Source organism: Alcaligenes sp. PF14 (assembly GCF_037150615.1).
Lineage (GTDB): Bacteria > Pseudomonadota > Gammaproteobacteria > Burkholderiales > Burkholderiaceae_B > Alcaligenes > Alcaligenes phenolicus.
In genome coordinates, this window is record NZ_JBAGRS010000008.1 from 142984 (window position 1) to 164114 (window position 21131).

The 21131-nt window shown below is 55.2% G+C and carries 18 protein-coding genes and 3 riboswitches; of the genes, 10 read left to right on the plus strand and 8 right to left on the minus strand.

Features of this window, described 5'->3' with window-relative positions; genetic code table 11:
• Positions 1–183: 183 nt before the first annotated feature.
• The 7 genes from fmdA (at position 184) to WFM49_RS16950 (ending at position 10514) form a co-directional block, all read left to right on the plus strand.
• On the plus strand, positions 184–1383 hold the full coding sequence (gene fmdA / locus WFM49_RS16920) for a formamidase (protein WP_021446607.1): 1200 nt from the start codon (positions 184–186) through the stop codon (positions 1381–1383).
• Positions 1384–1440: 57 nt separating this feature from the next.
• The gene (locus WFM49_RS16925; RefSeq protein WP_009453884.1) at positions 1441–1728 is read left to right on the plus strand and encodes an FmdB family zinc ribbon protein; all 288 of its coding nucleotides are present in this window, start codon (positions 1441–1443) and stop codon (positions 1726–1728) included.
• 241 nt (positions 1729–1969) lie between these two features.
• Positions 1970–4207: a TonB-dependent siderophore receptor gene (locus WFM49_RS16930; protein ID WP_302329846.1), complete on the plus strand. Its 2238-nt coding sequence runs from the start codon at positions 1970–1972 to the stop codon at positions 4205–4207.
• A 209-nt stretch (positions 4208–4416) separates the two neighbouring features.
• Complete coding sequence (gene dsrO / locus WFM49_RS16935) at positions 4417–5175, plus strand: sulfate reduction electron transfer complex DsrMKJOP subunit DsrO (RefSeq protein ID WP_009453878.1); 759 nt, start codon at positions 4417–4419, stop codon at positions 5173–5175.
• 9 nt (positions 5176–5184) lie between these two features.
• Positions 5185–6216, plus strand: coding sequence for an NrfD/PsrC family molybdoenzyme membrane anchor subunit (gene nrfD, locus WFM49_RS16940; protein ID WP_336974445.1), 1032 nt, complete (start codon positions 5185–5187; stop codon positions 6214–6216).
• 37 nt (positions 6217–6253) lie between these two features.
• Positions 6254–9379, plus strand: coding sequence for a tetrathionate reductase subunit A (locus tag WFM49_RS16945; protein ID WP_336974447.1), 3126 nt, complete (start codon positions 6254–6256; stop codon positions 9377–9379).
• Positions 9380–9980: 601 nt separating this feature from the next.
• Positions 9981–10514: an AAA family ATPase gene (locus tag WFM49_RS16950; RefSeq protein WP_336974449.1), complete on the plus strand. Its 534-nt coding sequence runs from the start codon at positions 9981–9983 to the stop codon at positions 10512–10514.
• A 205-nt stretch (positions 10515–10719) separates the two neighbouring features.
• Here WFM49_RS16950 and WFM49_RS16955 read toward each other — a convergent pair whose 3' ends face one another.
• The 5 genes from WFM49_RS16955 to WFM49_RS16975 all read right to left on the minus strand — a co-directional run bounded on the left by WFM49_RS16955 (position 10720) and on the right by WFM49_RS16975 (position 14682).
• Complete coding sequence (locus WFM49_RS16955) at positions 10720–11355, minus strand: riboflavin synthase (protein WP_021446609.1); 636 nt, start codon at positions 11353–11355, stop codon at positions 10720–10722.
• Entirely contained in the window at positions 11355–11522 is a 168-nt protein-coding gene (locus WFM49_RS16960) for a hypothetical protein (protein ID WP_161808929.1), read from the minus strand. The genes WFM49_RS16955 and WFM49_RS16960 overlap by 1 nt, the downstream gene beginning before the upstream one ends.
• A riboswitch (FMN riboswitch) is annotated at positions 11507–11651 on the minus strand. It overlaps the preceding gene by 16 nt.
• Positions 11652–11708: 57 nt before the next feature.
• Positions 11709–12458 carry an SDR family NAD(P)-dependent oxidoreductase gene (locus WFM49_RS16965; RefSeq protein ID WP_009458283.1) on the minus strand — a complete coding sequence of 250 codons (750 nt, stop codon included), beginning with the start codon at positions 12456–12458 and terminating at the stop codon, positions 11709–11711.
• Positions 12459–12610: 152 nt separating this feature from the next.
• The gene (locus WFM49_RS16970) at positions 12611–13903 is read right to left on the minus strand and encodes an LLM class flavin-dependent oxidoreductase (RefSeq protein WP_336974453.1); all 1293 of its coding nucleotides are present in this window, start codon (positions 13901–13903) and stop codon (positions 12611–12613) included.
• Positions 13900–14682, minus strand: coding sequence for a 3-oxoacyl-ACP reductase (locus WFM49_RS16975; RefSeq protein ID WP_336974455.1), 783 nt, complete (start codon positions 14680–14682; stop codon positions 13900–13902). Before WFM49_RS16975 ends, WFM49_RS16970 begins: the two co-directional genes overlap by 4 nt.
• Positions 14683–14732: 50 nt before the next feature.
• Positions 14733–14830: riboswitch (TPP riboswitch) on the minus strand.
• Positions 14831–14897: 67 nt separating this feature from the next.
• Positions 14898–15005, plus strand: a riboswitch (TPP riboswitch).
• Positions 15006–15146: 141 nt separating this feature from the next.
• On the opposite strand from WFM49_RS16975, the gene WFM49_RS16980 reads away from it, so the two are divergent.
• Complete coding sequence (locus tag WFM49_RS16980; RefSeq protein ID WP_336974456.1) at positions 15147–16586, plus strand: sodium:solute symporter family protein; 1440 nt, start codon at positions 15147–15149, stop codon at positions 16584–16586.
• Positions 16587–16661: 75 nt separating this feature from the next.
• Here WFM49_RS16980 and WFM49_RS16985 read toward each other — a convergent pair whose 3' ends face one another.
• From WFM49_RS16985 to WFM49_RS16995, 3 genes are all read right to left on the minus strand, one after another.
• Positions 16662–17507 carry an OmpA/MotB family protein gene (locus WFM49_RS16985; RefSeq protein WP_240688304.1) on the minus strand — a complete coding sequence of 282 codons (846 nt, stop codon included), beginning with the start codon at positions 17505–17507 and terminating at the stop codon, positions 16662–16664.
• Positions 17508–17511: 4 nt separating this feature from the next.
• Positions 17512–18327 (minus strand): motility protein A, encoded by an 816-nt coding sequence (locus WFM49_RS16990; protein WP_009454185.1) that lies wholly within the window; start codon positions 18325–18327, stop codon positions 17512–17514.
• 138 nt (positions 18328–18465) lie between these two features.
• Positions 18466–18846: a flagellar protein FlhE gene (locus tag WFM49_RS16995; RefSeq protein ID WP_336974460.1), complete on the minus strand. Its 381-nt coding sequence runs from the start codon at positions 18844–18846 to the stop codon at positions 18466–18468.
• 247 nt (positions 18847–19093) lie between these two features.
• Between WFM49_RS16995 and pbpG the strand changes: the two genes are divergently transcribed.
• Complete coding sequence (gene pbpG / locus WFM49_RS17000; protein ID WP_336974462.1) at positions 19094–20098, plus strand: D-alanyl-D-alanine endopeptidase; 1005 nt, start codon at positions 19094–19096, stop codon at positions 20096–20098.
• Between the two features lie 10 nt (positions 20099–20108).
• Positions 20109–21023 carry a LysR family transcriptional regulator gene (locus WFM49_RS17005; RefSeq protein WP_137430440.1) on the plus strand — a complete coding sequence of 305 codons (915 nt, stop codon included), beginning with the start codon at positions 20109–20111 and terminating at the stop codon, positions 21021–21023.
• Positions 21024–21131: the final 108 nt, after the last annotated feature.

A 21131-nucleotide genomic window follows, 5' to 3' on the forward strand; every position in this document is an offset into this window, starting at 1 on the left:
GTCCTTTAATCACTTAAAGCCTAAATCATTGACTCGCTTAAGAATTTATTTATTGGCATAAAAAAACATATAAAACCGCTTATCCACACATTTTGACCGTGCCAGTCCAGTCGTGTTAATTGTGTCGCCAAGCGCACTAAAAGCGCCGTTGTGCTGACCTCGCACACATTATTCGGAGAACACATGCAGCATATAAAAATCAAACCCGGCGCACCCCTGGCCGAACAAGCTGAAATCGGGCACAACCGATGGCACCCTGATATTCCAGACCTGACCAGCGTGAAGCCTGGCGAGGAAATGATTCTGGAATGCATGGACTTTCTGGACGCCCAGATCAAAAACACGGACAGCGCCAACGACGTACGCGACGTTGACCTGACCCGCGCCCACCCATTGACGGGCCCCATCCACGTAGAGGGCGCTGAGCCAGGCGATATTCTGGTGGTGGATCTGCTGGATATTCGCGCCATTACGCCTGTCGGTTTCTCGGGCATTTTTGCCAAGGAAAATGGCGGTGGCTTTTTGGCCGAGCATTTCCCCGAAGCCGACAAGGCCATCTGGGACCTGCATGGTGTTTACGCCACCTCGCGTCACATCCCTGGCGTACGCATTGCGGCCATGATGCACCCTGGCTTGATCGGCACCCTGCCCTCGCACGAACTGCTGCGCGAGTGGAACCGCCGTGAAGCCCTGCTGGTGCCCAAGGGCCACGCCAATCCGCCTGATGCCAAAACCGCTGTATTGCGCGGCGTTAAAGGGGCCGAGTTTGACCGCATGGCGGCTGAAGCTGCTCGTACCGTGCCTCCACGTGAGCACGGCGGCAATCTGGATATCAAGAACCTGACCATTGGCTCGCGGATTTACTTCCCCGTCTATGTGAAGGGTGCTGGCCTGTCCATGGGCGACTTGCACTTCTCCCAGGGCGATGGCGAAATCTCCTTCTGTGGTGCCATTGAAATGGACGGCGCAGCCCACCTTGGCTTTGATCTGATCAAAGGTGGCATGGCCAAATACAATCTGACCGCGCCTATCTATGTTCCAGGCCGTCATGATCCCAAGTACGATCAGTGGATGCACTTCACGGGCATCAGCGTGGAAGAAGGCGTCAACTACTACCTGGATTCTACGGTTGCATACCGTCAGGCCTGTTTGGCTGCGATCGATTACATCAGCCGCACGACAGACCTGTCGCGTGCGCAAGCCTATATGTTGCTGACTGCTGCTCCCGTTGAGGGCCGTTACGGCGGCGTGGTGGATCTGCCTAACAGCTCCGCTTCTCTGGCCTTGCCTACCGGTATTTTTGATACCGATATCTTGCCTAAAGGTGCCTTGAATGACGCGGCCCGTTTTGGCCGTCCAGGCACACGCTGTAACTTGACCTGATCGGTCTCCGGCCCTGGCTTCGTCTTGGAGTCAGGGCTTGCTTTACTCGGATTTGCCATGCCTTTGTACGACTATCTTTGTAATCATTGCCTGCAACGCAGCAGCCATTTGCGCAGCATTGCCACCCGCAACGATCCCCAGACCTGCCCTGCTTGTGAAAAAGGCAGCCTCTTGCTGCAACTGAGCGCGCCACGACGCCTGTTCAGCAAAGCCAGCCCCACGCGCGGTCTGACGCCTCAACAAGCTTTGGCCGGCAATAATGTGACCGGGCCCGGCACTCGTTCCAGCACCCGGAATTCTGTCATCCATACCTGTATGGGCCCTGGCTGCAGCGTTTGCGCCTAAATACAATCAGCCCCTTTGCAGCGCAAGCTGTCAGCCTTGACAGGCCGCAGCTTTAACGTCGGCGGACGTAGTTCTGGCTGAATTTGCCCAGACGGATGTGTTGGTTTTACGAGATTCACGCTCGGTAACATGAAACATTCTGTTTATAATCAAGAATCAATCTCATTATTACTGGGTGTTCATTATGTCGGTGTCCTCGTCTCTCGCCGCTAAGCGCCAGGTGCCTAGCGGCGTATCTTTTATGCCTTTAAGCAGTCTGGCAGTGGCTTTATTGTTGGCCTTTCCCTATCAGACGCAAGCGCAAGAGGTCGAGGAGCTGGACCGCATCGTGGTCAAGGCCGAGCAGGAGCTCAAGCAGACCTTGGGCTCGTCCATCATTACCGCCGAAGACATCCAGAAGTCCCCTCCCGCCAACGATATCTCCGAAGTTCTGCGCACCATGCCGGGCGTGAACCTGACAGGTAACTCGGCTAGCGGCCAGCGCGGTAATAATCGCCAGATCGACATTCGCGGCATGGGCCCGGAAAACACCATGATTCTGATTGACGGCAAACCCGTCAGTTCGCGTTCTGCTGTGCGTTTCGGCTGGCGTGGCGAGCGCGATTCGCGTGGGGATACCAACTGGGTACCTGCCGAGCAGATCGAACGCGTGGAAGTGCTGCGCGGCCCGGCAGCAGCACGTTACGGCAACGGGGCTGCGGGTGGTGTGGTCAACATCATCACCAAACCCACAACAGACAAATTCCAGGGCACCTACTCCTTGTATGGTAACTTGCCCGAACATAGCGATGAAGGCGCCACGCGACGCATGAGCTTTGGCTTGAGTGGCCCGATCAGCGAATCTTTGTCCTTCCGTTTGTATGGGAACCTGAACAAGACGGATTCGGACGATCCGGAGATCAATAAAGGACACCAGACCGAGCGTGGTGGTGCCAATGCGAACAGCTTGCCTGCTGGACGTGAAGGCGTACGTAACAAGGACATCAATGGTTTGCTGTCCTGGCGTCCTGATAGCCGTCAAACGGTGGATCTGGAGGCCTCCTATAGCCGCCAAGGCAATATTTATACGGGTGATACCCAGAACACGAATACCAATGACGAGGTGAAACGTCAGCTGGGCGACGAGACCAACAAGATGTATCGCCAAAGCTATTCGCTGACGCATCGTGGGGACTGGAACGATAAGACGAACTCCCTGGCCTACTTCCAGTACGAAAAGACGCGTAACTATCGTTTGCTGGAAGGCTTGGCCGGAGGGACTGAGGGTGCTTTTAATGATCCATCCCGAGTCAAGGATGGAGGTTTTGGCACAGCGGACCTGACCACCATGACGGCCCACGCTGAGGCCAGCCATCAATTCAAGACCGGTAGCGTCGAGCAATACGCCACTATCGGTATGGAGTGGGTTGGGCAGGAGCTGAACGACAAGTCCTCGGACTTGGCACAACGTAACCCGACCCGTATTCCTGGTGTCCCAAACAAATACAAACCCAAGTCGCGGGCGAATATTTACTCGGTTTTCGCTGAAAACAATATTTATGCCACCGACAAGACCACGGTTACCCCAGGTTTGCGTTTTGACTATCACGACAAGCATGGCAGCAACTGGAGCCCATCGCTTAACCTGACTCATGCCGTGACGGATAACTGGCTCTTGAAAGCCGGTATCGCCCGTGCTTACAAGGCGCCTAACCTGTATCAAAGCAATGACGGCTATACCTTGTACAGCCTGGGTAACGGCTGCTGGGGCAATACCACGGGCAGTAGCACGGGTTGCTTCCTGCAAGGTAATTCGGACTTGAAGGCCGAAACCAGCATCAATAAAGAATTGGGTGTCGAGTACGTGGGTGACAACGGCCTGGGTGCCAGCCTGACCTACTTCCATAATGATTACCGCAACAAAGTAGAAGCGGGCCGTTTTGCAATCGATAGCTTCACGGCCTTGAACAATCAACAATTGATTCTGCAATGGGAAAACATTCCCAAAGCCGTAGTTTCGGGTTTGGAAGGTAACTTGACGCTGCCTTTGGCCGAAAACTGGCTGTGGTCCACCAACTTCACCTACATGATCGAATCCAAGAACAAGACTACGGGTGAAGCGCTGTCCACTATCCCTAAATACACGATCAATACGACTCTGGACTGGGATGTAAATGCCGATTGGTCCTTGCGCGCCAAGGCAACCTTTTACGGCGAGCAAAAGCCACCGAAGTACGACTACTACGGTCAGCCTTTGACGGGTTCTGCAACCGACAAGGTGTCCCCTTACGCCTTGTTTGGTCTGAGCACGCAGTACAAGATCAACAAGCACTTCCGCATCAATGCAGGGGTTGATAACCTCTTTGATAAGCGTCTGTTCCGTCGCGGCAATGCCATCGGCGTGAACCTGGGTACCCCCAATTACATCTACGGTGCTGGGGCCTACACATTCAACCAACCCGGCCGCACTTTCTTCCTGGGCTTAAGCGGAACGTTCTAAGCGGTTTTATCCACAACTCAGGTATATAGCGCCCCTCCCTTTCCTGGAGGGGCTTTTTTTTGTGCCTGAAAAATACAGCCGAGCGTCAACATTTCAACCTTTAAATGTTCTGTTTGACCTTCATCAAGACCGGAACTTTGTATTCTTCATATGCTTATAACTACAAATAATGTCAATGGGTTCAACCCAAGCATAGGAAAGGAAAACACATGATTCCAAGCGCCGAGCCCAAAAAGGGCAAGCGACGTTTTCTTAAGGAATTGCTGGGCCTTAGTGCCGGGGCCACGATTATTCCTATTCAGCCTGTTCATGCTGCCATGAACAGCCAGCCTCCACGACGTAGCGGTGGGAAAGATGGGGCCCGCTACGGCATGGTGGTTGATCTAAGAAAATGTATCGGTTGCCAGGCCTGTACGGTCAGCTGTTCTATCGAAAATGCACCCCCTATCGGGCAGTTCCGCACCACGGTTCTGCAATATGAGGTGCTCGATGAACAGCAGCAGGCGGCCATGCTGAGCCTGCCACGCCTCTGTAACCACTGCGACAACCCGCCCTGTGTGCCGGTCTGTCCTGTACAGGCGACGTTCCAGCGCGAAGATGGTGTGGTACTGGTCGACAACGAGCGCTGTGTCGGCTGTGCCTACTGTGTTCAAGCCTGTCCTTACGATGCCCGTTTCATTAACCATGAAACCCAGACCGCCGATAAATGCACCTTCTGCGAGCACCGCCTGGAAGTGGGTCTGCTGCCCGCCTGCGTGGAAAGCTGCGTGGGTGGCGCACGCGTCATTGGCGATATGAACGATGAAACCAGCACGATTTCCCAGCTGCTTAAAGAGCACAAAGAGGAAATCCGTGTACTCAAGCCCGGCATGAATACCAACCCGCATGTGTTCTACATCGGTTTGCCCGATGAGTTCGTTGATGGTGTGGATGGGCAGGCCAGTGTGCGTCTGACCAATCAGTTCTAAGGGGCCGTTATGTCTATTATCGAAATTCTGACCCCCGCCTACGAAGTTGCCTGGTTACCTTGGGCGGTTCAATACTTTTTCCTGGTCGGTATGGCTGCCACCAGCACCGTCTGGGTATGGCGTTGCGCCTGGTCCAGCGACAGCGCTTTGCGTCGTCTGGAGCCTGCGCTGATGATTGTGCTTCTGTGCAGCAGCATTGCCGCTCCTGTGTCCTTGCTGGCTGACTTGCACCAACCTGGCCGTTTCTGGCATTTTTATGCCCACTTCACTCCTTGGTCCTGGATGTCGCTGGGTGCTGTACTGCTGCCCCTGTTCGTGGGCCTATCCATGGCCAACGTGCTGGCCTGGTGGTTGAACAAACGTGCTCTGTGGCGCTGGTTGAGCCTGGCTCTGCTGGTTTCGGCCTTGTCGATTCTGGTTTACAGCGGTTTTGAAGTCATGGTGCTGCGTTCACGCCCCTTGTGGAATACCGCGTTCTTGCCCATCAACTTCGCGTTGACAGCTGCTTTGGCCAGTCTGGGCGCTATTTTGCTGGTTGCTCGCTTCTTGCCCGGTGGCGTGGCCAATCTGCCGCTGGAGTACGTACGCCGTTGGTCTTTGGGCGTGGTGTTGACCTTGATCGTCGTGGCCCTGTTCTGGGTCGGCTCCGGTCTGATGGGTTACAGCCACTCCTTTGGTTCGGCCTGGGAACTGTTTCAGACCTATCCCGTATGGCGTTTGGGCTTCCTGGGTTCCTCGGCGTTCGGTCTGCTGCTTCTGTACATGCTCAGCCGTCCTGTCCATACCTTGCAAGGCAATCTTTATAGCTTGTTCTGTGCTGCTTTCATGCTCGGCTCTGCCTGGATGTTTCGCTGGATTATTTTCATGGCGGTACAAGGAGTGCCTAAATACGGTGCCGGTTTGTACCTCTACACCATGCCCTTAGGCAGCGATGGTCTGCTGGGGATGCTGGGTGTGCTGGGCTTGTGTATTGCCTTGCTCGCCGCCAGCACCACCCTGCTCTCTCTGTTCCCGGCCCGCCGTTCGTCTTTGACGGCCTAGGCCCTACAGACTCACTAGCTTTCAGGTACTTATCGTCATGAGCAAGAAAAAAGAAACCCCTAACCTGTCGCGTCGACAGGTATTGACCCGCGGCGGTGCTGCTGTGGGTGGTCTGGCTGCCTTTGCGGCTGGTTATAGCGACACGGTAGTCAAGGCGGTCCAAGGTCTGGGCCAAGGTACAGCCGGTGTACCCACCGCACACGCAACCCGTGGCAACTCCTTGCAGGCTGAATTCCGTATTGATCCGATCACGGGTCTGCTGGATACGCAGCCCGGTCAGATTGTGAGCCCTTCCAGTTGCCTGGGCTGCTGGACGCAGTGTGGTGTGCGCGTACGTATTGATACGGAGAACAACAAGATTCTGCGTATCGCCGGTAATCCTTACCATCCTTTGGCAACCACGCAGTCTGCTCCCATGGAGCAGCCCGTACGTGAGGTTTACGCCATGCTGGGTGGTGAGAATGGCTTGGAAGGCCGTGCCAGCGCCTGTGCCCGCGGCGCTTCCATGCTGGAGCAGCACAGCAGCCCTTACCGGGTTCTGTCGCCTTTGAAGCGCGTCGGTCCGCGTGGTTCAGGCCAATGGGAGCGCATCAGCTTTGAGCAGTTGATTGAAGAGGTCTGTGAGGGCGGCGATCTGTTCAAAGAAGGCCATGTCGACGGTTTGCGTGCAATTTGGGATCATGAAACCCTGATTGACCCGCAAAACCCCGAGTTTGGTCCACTGGCCAACCAATTGTTGTTCACGGATGCCGCGAACGAAGGTCGTACACCGCTGGTCAAACGCTTTGCCGAGCAGGCTTTTGGCACGATCAACGTCAGCAACCACGGCTCGTACTGTGGTCAAAGCTTCCGTGTCGGTACAGGCGCTGCCATGGGCGACATCAAAGGTATGCCTCATGGCAAACCTGACTGGAAAAACGCCCGTTTTGGCCTGTTTATTGGTGCAGCACCGGCTCAATCCGGTAATCCCTTCCAGCGTCAAGGCCGTGAGCTGGCAGAAGCCCGTTCGCGTCCTGAAAACACCTTCAAGTACGTGGTTGTTTCCCCGATCTTGCCCACGTCCTCCAGCCTGGCTTCGGGCAGTGGCAACCGCTGGCAGCCTGTTCTGCCCGGCACTGACTTGTCCCTGGTCATGGGCATGTTGCGCTGGATTCTGGAACAAGAGCGTTTTGATGCAGAACACTTGTCCCTGCCTCACGCGCCTGCCGAGCAGGACGAAAATACCGCTTCCTGGACTAACGCTAGCCATTTGCTGATTGCGGATCCCGAGCATCCTGGTTTCGGCCGCTATTTGCGCGGTACAGACCTGGGTTGGGAAGTGCCCGAAGGTACAGAATCGCCCTTTATCGTTCAGGACGAACAAGGTGAGTTGCGCGCCCATACCGATCTGGATCGTGCGACGCTGTTTGTTGACCGTACCATTGAGCTGGAAGGCAAGGATGTACGCGTCTGTACTGCGCTGAACATGCTGCGCGAGCGCAGTCAGGAAAAATCCATTGCCGAATACGCCAAAGGCTGCGGCATGGACGAAGAAACCCTGATCGAACTGGCCCGTGAATTTACCAGCTACGGTCGCCAAGCCGTGGCTGACGCACACGGCGGCACCATGAACGGTTCCGGTTTCTACACGGCTTACGCGATTGCCATGTTGAATACCTTGGTGGGTAACCTGAACCTGAAAGGCGGTTTGGTGCTGGATGCGGGCCCATTTGGTCCTTTTGGCCCCGGCCCACGCTACAACTTTGCTCAATTCCCCGGAAAAGTGACGGCCAAAGGCGTGTCTTTGTCGCGCCATCGCTTCGCTTACGAAAAATCCAGCGAATTCAAGCGCCGCCAAGCAAATGGTGAAGCGTTGTACCCCGCTCCTGCTCCTTGGTACCCCGCTGTAGGTGCCTTGAGCAGTGAAATGATTGCATCGGGCCTGAATGGCTATCCATACACCAGCAAAGTGTGGATCAACCACATGAGCAACCCGGTCTATGCGATTGCTGGCTTTAAAAATGCCTTGCTGCACAAACTGAAAGACCCTGCAGTTCTGCCCTTGTCGATTTCGGTTAATCCCTTTATCAACGAAACCAATGCTTACGCAGACTACATCGTGCCAGATACGGTGACTTACGAAAGCTGGGGTGTTTCGGCACCTTGGGCTGACGTGATCGCAAAGTCCTCGACCCTGCGCTGGCCTGTGGTCGAGCCACGAGTGGATCGCACGGCTGACGGTCAACCTATCAACCTGGAAAGTTTCCTCTTTGCAGTAGCTTTGCGTTTGGGATTGCCAGGTTTTGGTAAAGGCGTTCTGAAAGACAAGGCAGGCAATGCCCACGACTTGCTGCGCGCCGAGGACTTCTATCTGCGGGGCATGGCCAATATTGCCTTTGGTGCTGGCCGCCCGGTTGGCGACGCATCCGACGACGATATGCGCATCACCGGTGTGGATCGTCTCTTCCCTGATCTTCAAGCGCGTTTGCATCCTGAAGAGCAGCGCAAAGTAGCGATGTTGTTGACACGCGGTGGCCGATTCGACCGAATCGAAAACGCCTGGAAAGGAAATCAGCTGAAAAATCGCTACAGCAATGCTTTGCAGATCTGGAATGAAGACCTGGCCAAGATGCGTCACACCATGACGGGTGAACGTCTTAGCGGTTGCCCTACTTGGTACCCCACTCGTTTGGCTGACGGCAGCCCAATGCGCGAGCATTTCTCTGAGCAGGAATGGCCATTGCTGATGAGCTCCTACAAATCCAATCTGATGAGTTCCATGTCCATCGGGATGTCCCGCCTGCGCCAGGTCCACCCGCACAATCCGATTTCCTTGAATCTGGATGATGCGAAGAACCTGGGTATTCGGAATGGCGATCGTATTCGTGTCAGCACACCAGGTGGTGCGGTTGAAGGTGTTGCTTTGGTTCGTGGCGGTATTATGCGCGGAGCCATTGCAATCGAACACGGTTTTGGGCATACCGAACTGGGTGCACGTTCGCACCAGATTGATGGTGAGGCCATGCCTCACCTGAACGATCTGGCTGCAGGTGTGAACCTGAACGAATTGGGTTTTGCTGATCCAACCCGTGGCGATGGTCAGGACAACGTCTGGATTGACTGGGTTTCTGGCGCGGCCGTGCGCCAAGGCCTGCCAGCCAAGGTAGAAAAGTTGTCGGCTTAAAAGCGCCCCCTCTTTCAAGAGGTTTTTGAAAGATAAGAACGCCGATTGTCCTTTGGATGATCGGCGTTTTTCTTTGCTTGCTTATGGATGTATGGAGGCTTGTTTGTTCAAAGCTCCGATTTGGTTTTGAAGCAAGCCCTTGGTGTGAATGCGTGGGTACAAGAGTATGAGAACAGAAATGCTCCCTATCGCAGTACTTCCCTCTGATGTCGCATCAATAAGCGAGCCGATGGTAAGTAAATTCGCTCTCTTCTTGTTGAAGACCTTCTTTTCAATGATAAAAACTCTTTTCCGTTAATTGCATTTTATTATTTTCAAGTCGATCTGGTCACTAGCTGGCTGGGTATGGAGTATGGGAAATGCAGAAATACGCTAAACTTGCACAATCTTCGCGGGTATCTGCTCCAGGCTTCCCCACCCTACATCCCTACATCCCTACATCCCTACATCCCTACATCCCTACATCCCTACATCCCTACATCCCTACATCCCTACATCCCTACATCCCTACATCCCTACATCCCTACATCCCTACATCCGGCTTCAGTTTCGGGGCTTGAACACGCCTGTACAAGTCTTCACCTTCTACTGACCTACGCTTATGAACCCTTTTGTCCTTCTCTCCGGCTGCTCTGGTGGCGGCAAATCTACTTTGTTATCCGAGCTGCAGAATCGTGGCTATACGGTTATCCAGGAACCTGGGCGACGTATCGTGCAGGAACAACTGGCCAGCGGTGGCTCTGCCCTTCCCTGGCTGGATATGGAGGCCTTCCTGAATGAAGCGATAAAGACCGCGCAAGATGACTATTGCAGCGCTCCGAAAGATGGTGGCTGGGTGTTTTTTGATCGAGGCTTGGTTGATGCGGCCGCGGCTTTGCAGGAATTAAAGGGAACGCCACTGCTGGATGAACTCAACAAGACCTGCCCTTATCATTCACAGGTATTTTTAACGCCGCCCTGGCCTGAAATATACGAGGCTGATCCAGAACGTCGTCACGATATGAACGCTGCTTTGCGTGAGTATGAGCGCCTGGAGCGTGTTTATCCCCTCTTGGGATACCAAGTGAGCCTGCTGCCCAAAACAAGCGTAGAAAAGCGTGCTGATTTTGTCTTGAAGGCGCTAACTCAAGTGTGAGTGCAGCTTTATTATGGAAGGTGCCGATCGCTAGAAGGGGCAGGCTCACACGGCTCCACACTCTGCTTTCGGGCTGCGGTTCACTCCAGACTTTGCCCACAAGCCCCAAAGCATCAGTACCGCAACATAGACAGTAAAAGCCCCTCATAAAAAAGAGCCGCCAGTCTTGAAACTGACAGCTCTTTTTACTTCATTTGGGCGTCAATCAGCCTTTCAAACCAGGCATCACACGTGTCAACGTGCCTGCAACCGTACGCTCCAGCACATCGACCAGCACAACCGTCTGCTGATCCACTTCGATATTGAGCTTATCGCCCACCTTGTAGCGTGAGAACGTCGTCTGGCGCAAGGTTTCGGGAATCAGGTTGATGGTCACAACACCGTCTTCCACATCAGCCACAGTCAAGCTGCAGCCATTCACGCCCAGAAAACCACGTGGAAACACGTATTTCGCCCAATCTTCCGGCATCTGAAAACGTAGGCGGTTACCGGCCTCGGTAATGCTCAGTTCCAGCACTTCAGCCGTCGTTGCGATATGGCCAGCCATCACATGGCCGCCAATTTCCTCGTTCAACTTGGCCGATCGTTCGATATTGACCAGATCACCCGTTTTGAGTGTGCCCAGATTTGTGCGCTCCAGCGTGACGGGAATCGCATCAAAGGTGACTTTAGGGCCAGAGATGCTGGTCACGCTCAGGCACGTGCCTTCCACGCTGACACTGGCACCCAGTTGCAGATCCACCAGCAGCTCGTCGGTGAAGTCGATTTCAAACTCGGTACGGCCCAGCTCGGCCTTGACCGCTGTAAGAGGACGAACCGCTTTAACAATTCCGGTATACATCAGCACGCTCCTTCGCAGAATTCTTGCAAAAGACCAACGGCTAATGCAGGGGAGATTTTCAGATTTTTCATTTGAACGCATCCTTGATTAAACAATGCGTCCTCCGGGCAGCAATAAAACACGCCGCTGCCTTGATCACAAGGCAGCGATGCTTCATCTTCTTTCATCCGGACTCTGACCGTCGGCCCAGGTTTCTCACCTGATCTGCTGACCTTTCCCTGGCGGAAAGCGCTCGCGGGCTGGGGAATGGCTCCCTTACCGCCGGTGGGGAATTTCACCCCGCCCTGAAGACGTTTGCAGTGTAAGACCGGAGCCCAAGTCTAATCAAGCCAGACCCGCGCCGGTCGCCACGCTTAAGCCTTGCGATGCACGCTCAAGCCGGCAAAGCTTTGCGCCACTGGCATCAACTCGATGTAGTTGACGTTCATATGGGCAGGCGCGTTCATGATCCAGGCAATGGTATTGGCGATATCGTCAGGCGTGAGCGCATCCACGTTCTGGTACAGCGCTGCGGCTTTGTCTTTATCGCCCAGACGCACAGTCGAGAAGTCCGTACCGGAACACAGGCCAGGAGCCACGGTAGAAACACGAACTGCGGTACCCGACAGGTCGGCGCGCAGGTTCAGGCCCAGTTGATGCACAAAAGCCTTGGTAGCACCGTACACATTGCCGCCTGCATAAGCGTATTCGCCCGCAGTCGACCCCAGGTTGATGATGTGGCCCTGATTGCGCTTGACCATACCCGGCAGCAAAGCGTGCGTAATGTGCAGCAGCGCGCTGATATTGGTGGCCACCATGGTGTCCCACTGATCCATCTTGGCGTCTTGCGCCTTGTCCACGCCCAGTGCCAGACCGGCATTATTGATCAGCACATCAATATTGGGAAAACGAGCTGTCAGATCAGCCAGCACCGCTTCTGCTCGCGCACGATCGGTCAAATCCACGCTGACCGGTACAAAACGCTCGCCCAGCTCGGCGGCCAGGGCATCGAGCTTGTCCTGGCGACGCGCCAGACCCAGCACGGTGTGTCCTTCAGATACCAATTTACGGGCAAGCGCAGCCCCAAACCCTGAGGAGGCCCCGGTGACAACGGCGGTTTTCATAGTGCGATCCCTATACAGCTCGCTGCTCGTTAAGCAGGCGACAATTAAAGCATTAAGGATAGCAAACTTCAGGCACGTCGTAGCCTCTTCACCCTAGGGAAAAAGCGGACAAATCCGTCTATGGAAATGCCCGCTTTTTTCTTGCCCTGGCATCAGGCGGCAGGCCGCTCCAAGCCCAGGTGGCCGCGCAGGGTCGCATGCTCGTATTCCTGACGGAACAGCCCGCGTTTTTGCAGAACCGGAATCACCTGCTCAACAAAGTCACGAATGCCATTGGGCAAGGAAGGCGGCATCAGGTTAAAACCATCCGCGCCTTCGTTGCGCCACCATTGCTCAATCTGATCCGCAATGGACTCCGGCGTACCGACCATGGTGCAGTGACCGCCGCCAGCAGCGATTCGGCCCAGCAACTGGCGCACTGTCGGTTTTTCCATTTCCACAATACGCAGCATGGTGGCATAGCGCCCTTTGGGGCCTTTGAAGCTTTCCAATGGCGGCAGCGGTGGCACTGGCGCATCCAGCTCCCAATTCATGCAGTCCTGGCCGACAAACATGCCCAGCTGACGCAAGGATGTCTCGGCGGGTAGCAATTCGTCCAGCTCTTGCTGCTTGCGGCGCGCCTCTTCCATGGTGGAGCCCACATAGGTCACCAAACCCGGCATCACGGGCACATCCACGCCGCGGCCCGCTTCACGCACGCGTCGTTTGATATCGCGGTAATAGGATTGGGCCGAGGGCAAATCATAAGCCACAGCGTAAATAGCCTCCGCTTTGCGCGCGGCCAAATCACGGCCTTGCTCAGAAGCACCTGCCTGAAACAGCACCGGCTGGCCTTGCGGCGAACGTGGCAAGGTCAAGGGCCCATCCACCAGGAAGTGATCGCCCTTATGCAGGATCTGGCGAACCTGATCCACTTTGGCGTAATCGCCCTTTCTGTCCATGACCAAAGCACTGTCGCTCCAGGAGTCGAACAGTTGCAATGCGGTATCGACAAACTCTTCAGCACGCGCATAGCGCCAGGCATGATCGGGCATGGCTTCGTAGCCGTGGTTACGCGCTTCCGAATCAAACATGGATGTCACCACGTTCCAGCCCATCCGCCCATTGGATACATGATCCAAAGAGCACAACATGCGTGCCGCCACAAACGGCGTGTAGAAGGTACTGGAAACGGTACTGATCAAACCGATACGTTCGGTGGCTCGCGCCAGCGCAGCCATCATGGTCAAGGGTTCCAGAAACCAGCGCGGACCATCGGACACTTTATCGCTGGACTGACCATCGGCAAAGAAAATAGCGTCCAGCTTGCCGCGCTCGGCAATTTGGGTCAGCTCTTCGTAAAACCGGACATCGCCCAAACGTTCGACCTGCGAATCAGGATGGCGCCAGGCTGCTTTGTGGTGCCCGCAGCCCATAATGAACAAATTGAAATGCAGCTGTCTCATCCGTTTTTCACCAATCCACCGTCCACAACCAGATTCTGTCCTGTTACGGCACGCGCCCACGGACCGGCGAAGAACAAGGCCGCATCGGCAAACTCCTCGGGCGTGGTCACGCGGCGCAAGGGTGTGCTGGCCGCAATCAAGTCAAACACCGCTTCGGGCGTGGCCGCGGACGCGTCGGTTGTGCGCAGCAAACCACCGGAAATCATGTTCACGGTAATCTGATCGGGCCCCAGATCGTGCGACAAGGTGCGTGTCATGGACAACAAGGCCGCCTTGGCCGCGGTGTAATCGTGGTAAGGCACCACGGGGTTCTGAAACAGGTTCGTGCCGATATTGATAATGCGACCAAAACCGGCTTGTTTCATGCCGGGCAAGGCGGCCTGTGTGGTGTTCAAGGCCCCGCCCACAATGCCTTCCAGTTGCTGGTTCATCTGAGCCCACGTCAAGGTATCGGCGTGAGGGCGAGCATCGCCATTGAAGGAGAACTCGGGCAAGGCATTATTGACGACGGTAGTGACGGGCTGGCCAAAGTGCGCCTGCGCCTTGGCAAACAAGGCTTGTACCGAAGCCGCATCCGTCACGTCCGCTTGCACGGCCAGACATTGCTGCGGAAATTCGTCCGCCAGCGCCTGAGCGGCTGCCTCACTTTTCAGGTAATTGATCACAACTTTTGCGCCCTGGCCTGCAAAGGCGCGTACCAGGCAAGCCCCCAGGCCGCGTGCGCCGCCGGTGACCAGGACAAGTTGTTGAGAGAGTTCCGAGACGTGTTCCACAGACATGACATTCCTTGCAAAAATTCGGCGAGGATGTCGACCTGCTTGAGACGCAGGGCCATGGATTCGGACATCCCTTCGCCAGTATGAGCTGGATCAGGTTCGACGGGTTTTATCTCAGCCCTTTCCAAGAAGGACACCCCGTGCCGCAGGGCAGACCATAGCATAAATCAAGCTCAACCGGATTATTGACATTTGAAAGAAGCTCTCCTACTCTTCTAGCCTGTTCCTGGGGGAGTCCTTAACGGGCTGAGACTCCGCATTCAAGCGGTAACCCTTAGAACCTGATCCGGATCATGCCGGCGAAGGGAAAGGAAACGCGGCCTGGCAGCCTGCCCGCTCTTGTCTATGCGGCGCATTCACAAGCTCACACGCCCCATTTCAATCCCTCCATTTTTCTGCGCCCTGTTCTGGCATCCTGCCAGCCTGGCCGGTTTGTGCCTGTTCAAGCAGGCTTTTGGGGAGATCTCATGCTGGACCAAAGTGCCACCCTCCTGTGGCTCATCGTTTTTTCCGCTGCTTTTGCCTTGGCCGGGGTGCTGTACGCCCGCCACTACAACAGCTCCCTGGAAGACTTTGTGGTGGCTCGCAACAGCCAAAGCTCGGTCGCTACCATTCTGACTTTATTGGCCTCCTCGCTGGGTGCCTGGATTCTGTTCTCGCCCGCACAGGCAGCCAGTTGGGGCGGTTTAAGCGCTGTCATCGGTTATGCCATTGGCTCCATGTCGCCCCGTCTGGCCATGATTCCACTCGGCAAGCGCATGCGCGAATTGCTGCCTCGCGGCCATAGCCTGAGCGAGTTTGTCATCGCCCGCTACGGTCGTCCCATGTATGCGCTGACCCTGATCATCATGCTGTTTTACATGTTCATCTCCATGACGGCAGAAATCACTGCCATGTCCAAGATGATCACCCTGATTGCCCCGATTCCTTTATGGGTCACTGCCAGCATTGTGTTGCTGGCCACGCTGATCTACACCTCTTACGGCGGTTTGCGTGCTTCCATCTTCACCGACAAGGTGCAGATGTTTGTGATTCTGCCCATGCTGTTCCTGATCGTGATGTTCGGCTGGCAAGCGGTGGGCGGCCCGGTACAGTTGTTTGACAACGTGAAACTGGAAGCTCCTCGACTGATCGAGCTTAGCGATCCCGTAGGCGTGAAGGCTGGCCTGACGTTCTTTGTCGCCATCTTGCTGACCGGCCTGTTTCACCAAGGTAACTGGCAACGTATCTATGCCGCCAAAGACACCAAGTCCATGCGTCGCGGCTTTTTGTTGGGTGGTTTGTTTGTAGCGCCCTTCATTTTCCTGATGGGCTTGTTTGGCCTGGCCTTTGTTGGTCTGGGCTCGCCCGGTGACAGCTCCGTGGCCCTGTTCAATGTAATTTTGCCGCACGTACCTGTCTGGTTCCTGGTGCTGCTGATTCCGTTAGGCCTGTCCCTGGTCATGAGCAGTGCCGATACCGCAATCAGCGCTGTCTCCAGCCTGATTGCCGTGGACTTGAGCCGCATCATGCCGCATCGCAACACCGCCCAAATGATGAGTCTGGCGCGTTCCCTGATCTGGATTTGCTCCATCCCTGTGCTCTACGCCTCCTCACAAGGCTTTAGCGTACTGTACTTGTTCCTGTTGGCAGACTTGCTGTGCTCGGCAGCGGCCTTCCCGGTTTTCTTTGGCCTGTACAGCCGCCGCTACGATGGCTTTACGGCCACCATCAGCACCATCGGTGGTCTGGTCGCCGGTCTGGCCGTATTCCCGCGCCCCAATGGTCCTATGGATTACTTGCTGGAGTCCTTCCTGCTGGCCGCGATTGTGCCGGTAGTGATCAGTGTTCTGGTCATGCCCTTGCGTCGTCACCTGCCCAAGTTCGATCTAGGCTCTCTGGCTTCCTCCACGCGCGTACTGGACTAAGTCAGACGCGTTGAATTTCGGCTCAAAACAAAAACCCCGGTTTGTATGTTGCAAACCGGGTTTTTTTTCAAAGGCTTATGGGACGGGGCTTTCAGGCTGTGCTTGGGGAGTCTGCACAATAATTTCAACCCGTCGATTCGTCGCACGGCCTTGCGAGGTGCCGTTATCCCCCAAAGGCCGGGTATCGGCATAACCGACAGCGCTCAGTCGCTGGCTGCCAATACCGTTGGCTTCCATATAACGCACTACGCTACCGGCACGCGCACCTGATAGTTCCCAGTTGGATGGGTAGCGATAACTACGAATCGGCACCGAGTCCGTATGACCTTCAATCACAATAGGATGGGTGGATTTCTGCAGTACGGCAGCCAGTTGGCGTAATACCGTCAAACCTTCCAGCCCCAGATCCGCACCGCCCGAGTTAAACAGAATTTCGCTATTGATACGAAAGCTCACGGATTGGTCGTTCATGACCACATCGATATTGTCGCCCAAGCCGTCCAGATCCAGACCGTGATTGCCTTTGCCTTGTCCCTCACCCTGACCAGCGTCCGGGAAAAGGCCCGCCCCAGCAGGCAACAAACCGGCTCCGTCCTTGCCTGCTTGGGCCACGACTGTAGCCCCTCCCTGCCCTTGTCCCTGCGCCGCCGTTTGCGCCCGCTTACCCGCAAAGGACAGCATCACAATCATCAAGACCAGCAACAAGGTCATCATGTCCAGATACGTGGTCAACCAGGCTTCTTCTTCCTCGGGCACCGCCAGCCCTGGATCATTCCAGGGGCGGCTACGACGACGACTGCCCAGATTGCTGGCCAGTTGTTGTTCGATTTTGGCGCCGCGAGCTTGCTCCAGTTCCTTTTGCAAGGCTTTCTGGCGGTCAGCAAGTTCACCCAAAGTCAGGTCCTGCTCCATGTTTCCCATGGGATCAGCCCCGTTCCGGAGCCGGGTCCGCATCATCATCGCGGCCGCCCCGGTCATTGATCTCGTCCTGATACTGAGCCATGAAGGAGTTCAGCGTCTCACGCATCAAGGCCGGGCCACGGCGCTGGCTCATCATGGACACACCTTGCATGATCATGTTCATCAGAACCACACGCTGTTCGGTACGACGCTCCAGCTTCACCGCCACGGGCTTGAAGACCAGATTGGACAGCAGCACGCCGTAGAACGTCGTCATCAAGGCCAGAGCCATTTGCTGACCAATAGACGTAATGTCACCATCGCCCAGCAAAAACATCAGGTTGACCAAGCCAATCAGCGTGCCGACCATACCGAAGGCCGGTGCAAAGCTGGCCATCAAACGGAACAATTGCGCTTCTGCATGTTCACGAGCACGCAAACGGCTGATACGCCATTGCAAAAGGTCTTCAATATCTTCCTGGGGTGCCCGATCAATCACCAGCTGAACGCCGGTTTTCAGAAAAGGGTTGGCCACTTTTTCCAGCGCCTCTTCCACCGCGCGAATATCCCCCATCATCCACAGGCGGGAGATATTGATCAGCTCGTCCATATCCTGCTGGGTATACAGGCGTTCATTGCGCAGCACGGTGCCGATCAGACCAAAAATACGGACAACTTCGCTTAAGGGATAACTGATGAACGTCGCGGCCAAGGTACCTACCAGCACCACGGCCAGACTGGGCAGGTCCACAAACAAGGCGGGGTTTTCTGCCGTAAAAAACAAGATCACGGCAAACAGCAGCACGCTGGCTACGATGCCGATCAGAGTAGAGGGGTTCATGCACAAGTCCTGGTTATGGCCCGATGGGCATCAGGACTACATATCGGCAGTACGGCAGGTTTCTTTAGGTCTGGACTTTGAGGTGGATCAAGTACAAGAGCAATTAAATCGTTTATTAGGAAACCGCCTTATTTCAGGCTAGCGCTGGTAATTCACCCGTATCGAGGCCTGCACACGCACAGGCTCTGTGCTGCCCGCCCAGCTCCACACCTCATGCACCAGCACAAAGCCAAGACGCGCATCCTGACCGGCAAAGGCCCTGGTACTTAATACCGAACCATTCATGTCCACACAGGAGCCGCCTTGCAAGCACAAACGGCTTTTCAGAATGGCGCGCCCATTGTGGTGATAACTGACTTCCACCTTGCCTATGCTTGAAACCTGTGCTCGCACCGCCTCTGCAGGCAGGAAGCTTTGCTGGGTGCTGGGCGAGCTGGTGGTGATGGCATTGCTAAGCTGTTCCCCGTCCCAGGCCAAGGAGGCAGCATGACTGGCCAGCGGTAATGAAACCAGAACCATAGAAAGCAGGAATCGATTTAAAAAGCTGTTTTTATAAACAGTTTTTTTATTATTTTGGACTTTCAGAAAAAGCATAAGCTGTGTTTTTATACAGATAAAAATAAGTTTCTTAATGATACCGCGCAGACATCTTAATTTTTTTTTAACTTTGAGCCGTAAGATACTAATATAAAGAGGATTTTTTCTGGTAGCATAAGCGCATAAATTCTCTCCGCCCTTCTGTTTCTCGCCTACCGGGAACTGAAAAATGCCTCAGACCAGAACAAATAAATTCATTCGACGTGCGCTATGTGTTTTATTTTTAGCGCCTTTTTCGATTTCGTCCTTTGCGCAGACACTGGCGCTGGCCGAGCCATCCACACTGGATGAAGCCACAGCCGCCATCAGCTACAACGTGCCGCATCTGGTTTTCGAGAAAAACCTGCAGCCTATCAGCTATAGCGAGAACGATAGCCGCCGCGCGCTTAATGCCCTTAAACACGACGCCCTGATTCAGCACGCAGCCCTGCGGTCAGAAATTGCCTTTGTGCAGGATCTGGAATCGTCTACTGTGCTGTACCAGAAAAACAGCGACGCCGTTCGCCCCATTGCCTCCATCTCCAAGCTGATGACAGCCCTGGTCGTGGCTGAATCCGGCCTGCCCATGGATGAAATGCTGGAGATCATCGACGAAGATGTGGACCGCGTCAAATACTCCAGCTCGCGTCTTAGCGTTGGCTCCAAACTGAGCCGTGCCGACATGATGCACCTGGCGCTGATGTCGTCGGAAAACCGGGCTGCCCACGCGTTGGGGCGCAGCTATCCCGGTGGCTTGTCTGCTTTTGTGCGCGCCATGAATGACAAGGCACGTGCCTTGGGTATGCGCAATACGCGTTTTGTAGAGCCTACCGGCTTGTCCAGCGACAACGTATCCAGCCCGCGTGATCTAGTCAAGTTGCTGACGGCCACCAGCCAGCATGCCCGTATCCAGCAATACACCACGAATGATCAATACTCCGTGCAGCCTATACGTGGTCGCCAACTGGTGTTCAACAATACCAATCGTTTGGTGAAAAGCGCCAATTGGGATATTCAGGTCTCCAAAACCGGATTCATCAACGAAGCGGGCGAATGCCTGGTAATGCTGACCAAGATCGAAGATCGTGAAGTGGCTATTGTGCTGCTGAACTCCTCGGGACGTTACTCGCGTATCGGTGACGCCGTACGTATCCGCGATCTGGTTGAAAAATCCAACGGCCTGGCCATGCTGTAAGACGCCCTTCGTGCCCCAGCTCAAACTGCTTGAAGACTTCGTAACCCTGGCTCGTGCGGGCAGTTTTGTTCGGGCAGCAGAGCAACGTCACGTCACACACCCAGCATTTGGACGCCGCATTCGGGCCTTGGAAACATGGGTAGGCACACCCTTGGTGGAGCGCAGCAGCCTGCCCATCACGCTAACGCCGGAAGGACAGGTGTTTTACAACACGGCCAATCAAGTGCTGGAACAACTGAACCGCGTTCGCCGGCAATTGCAGGCCTCGGATCAAGCCGGACAAGGCAGCTTGCGCATTGCTACCGGCCGTAGCCTGGCACGCACCTTGGTCACGGACTGGGTCAGCCGTCTGCAAAAAGGCAGCCACGCCCCTTTGTCGGCCCATATACCTATCGACATCAGCACCGGCATGATGGCCGATATGGCCAAGCTGTTGGCCCAAGGCAAAACCGACTTTCTGTGCTGTTATGAACACCCGGCCTTGTCAATTGAACTGCTGGCCGAGCAGGTGACGTATATGACCATCGCCACTGACAAATTGGTGCCTACCTGTCAGCGCCGCAAGAACGGCACACCTTTATATGAACTCAATGCCGATAGCGGACGCAGCATTCCTTTGATTTCATATTCAGGCGGCTTGGCCATGGCCCGCATTCTGGGTGACAAGCTGCACCACTTTCCCTATCCCCTGGTCAGCACGGTGCGTTGCGATTCTCTGGATACGGCAATGGGCTCGGTATTGAAAGGCATGGGCGTAGCCTGGTTACCCCTGTCCATGATTGCCAATGAATGTCGTCGCGGCACGCTGGTGCAATTGGGCGGCAAAGGCGACGAGATTGCCTTTGAAGTTCGTCTGTATCGCTCCCGAGCCCCGCTCTCGGATCTGGCAGAGTCCGTCTGGGCCTTCACCCAGCAGGGGCGATAAACGCACAAGCAACCGAAAAAGCACGTCCATGTGCCGCAACAGCACATCGCAAGTAGCCGCAACAGACACAATACCCTTTCATAACTAAGGATAAACAGGCCCGCAGCG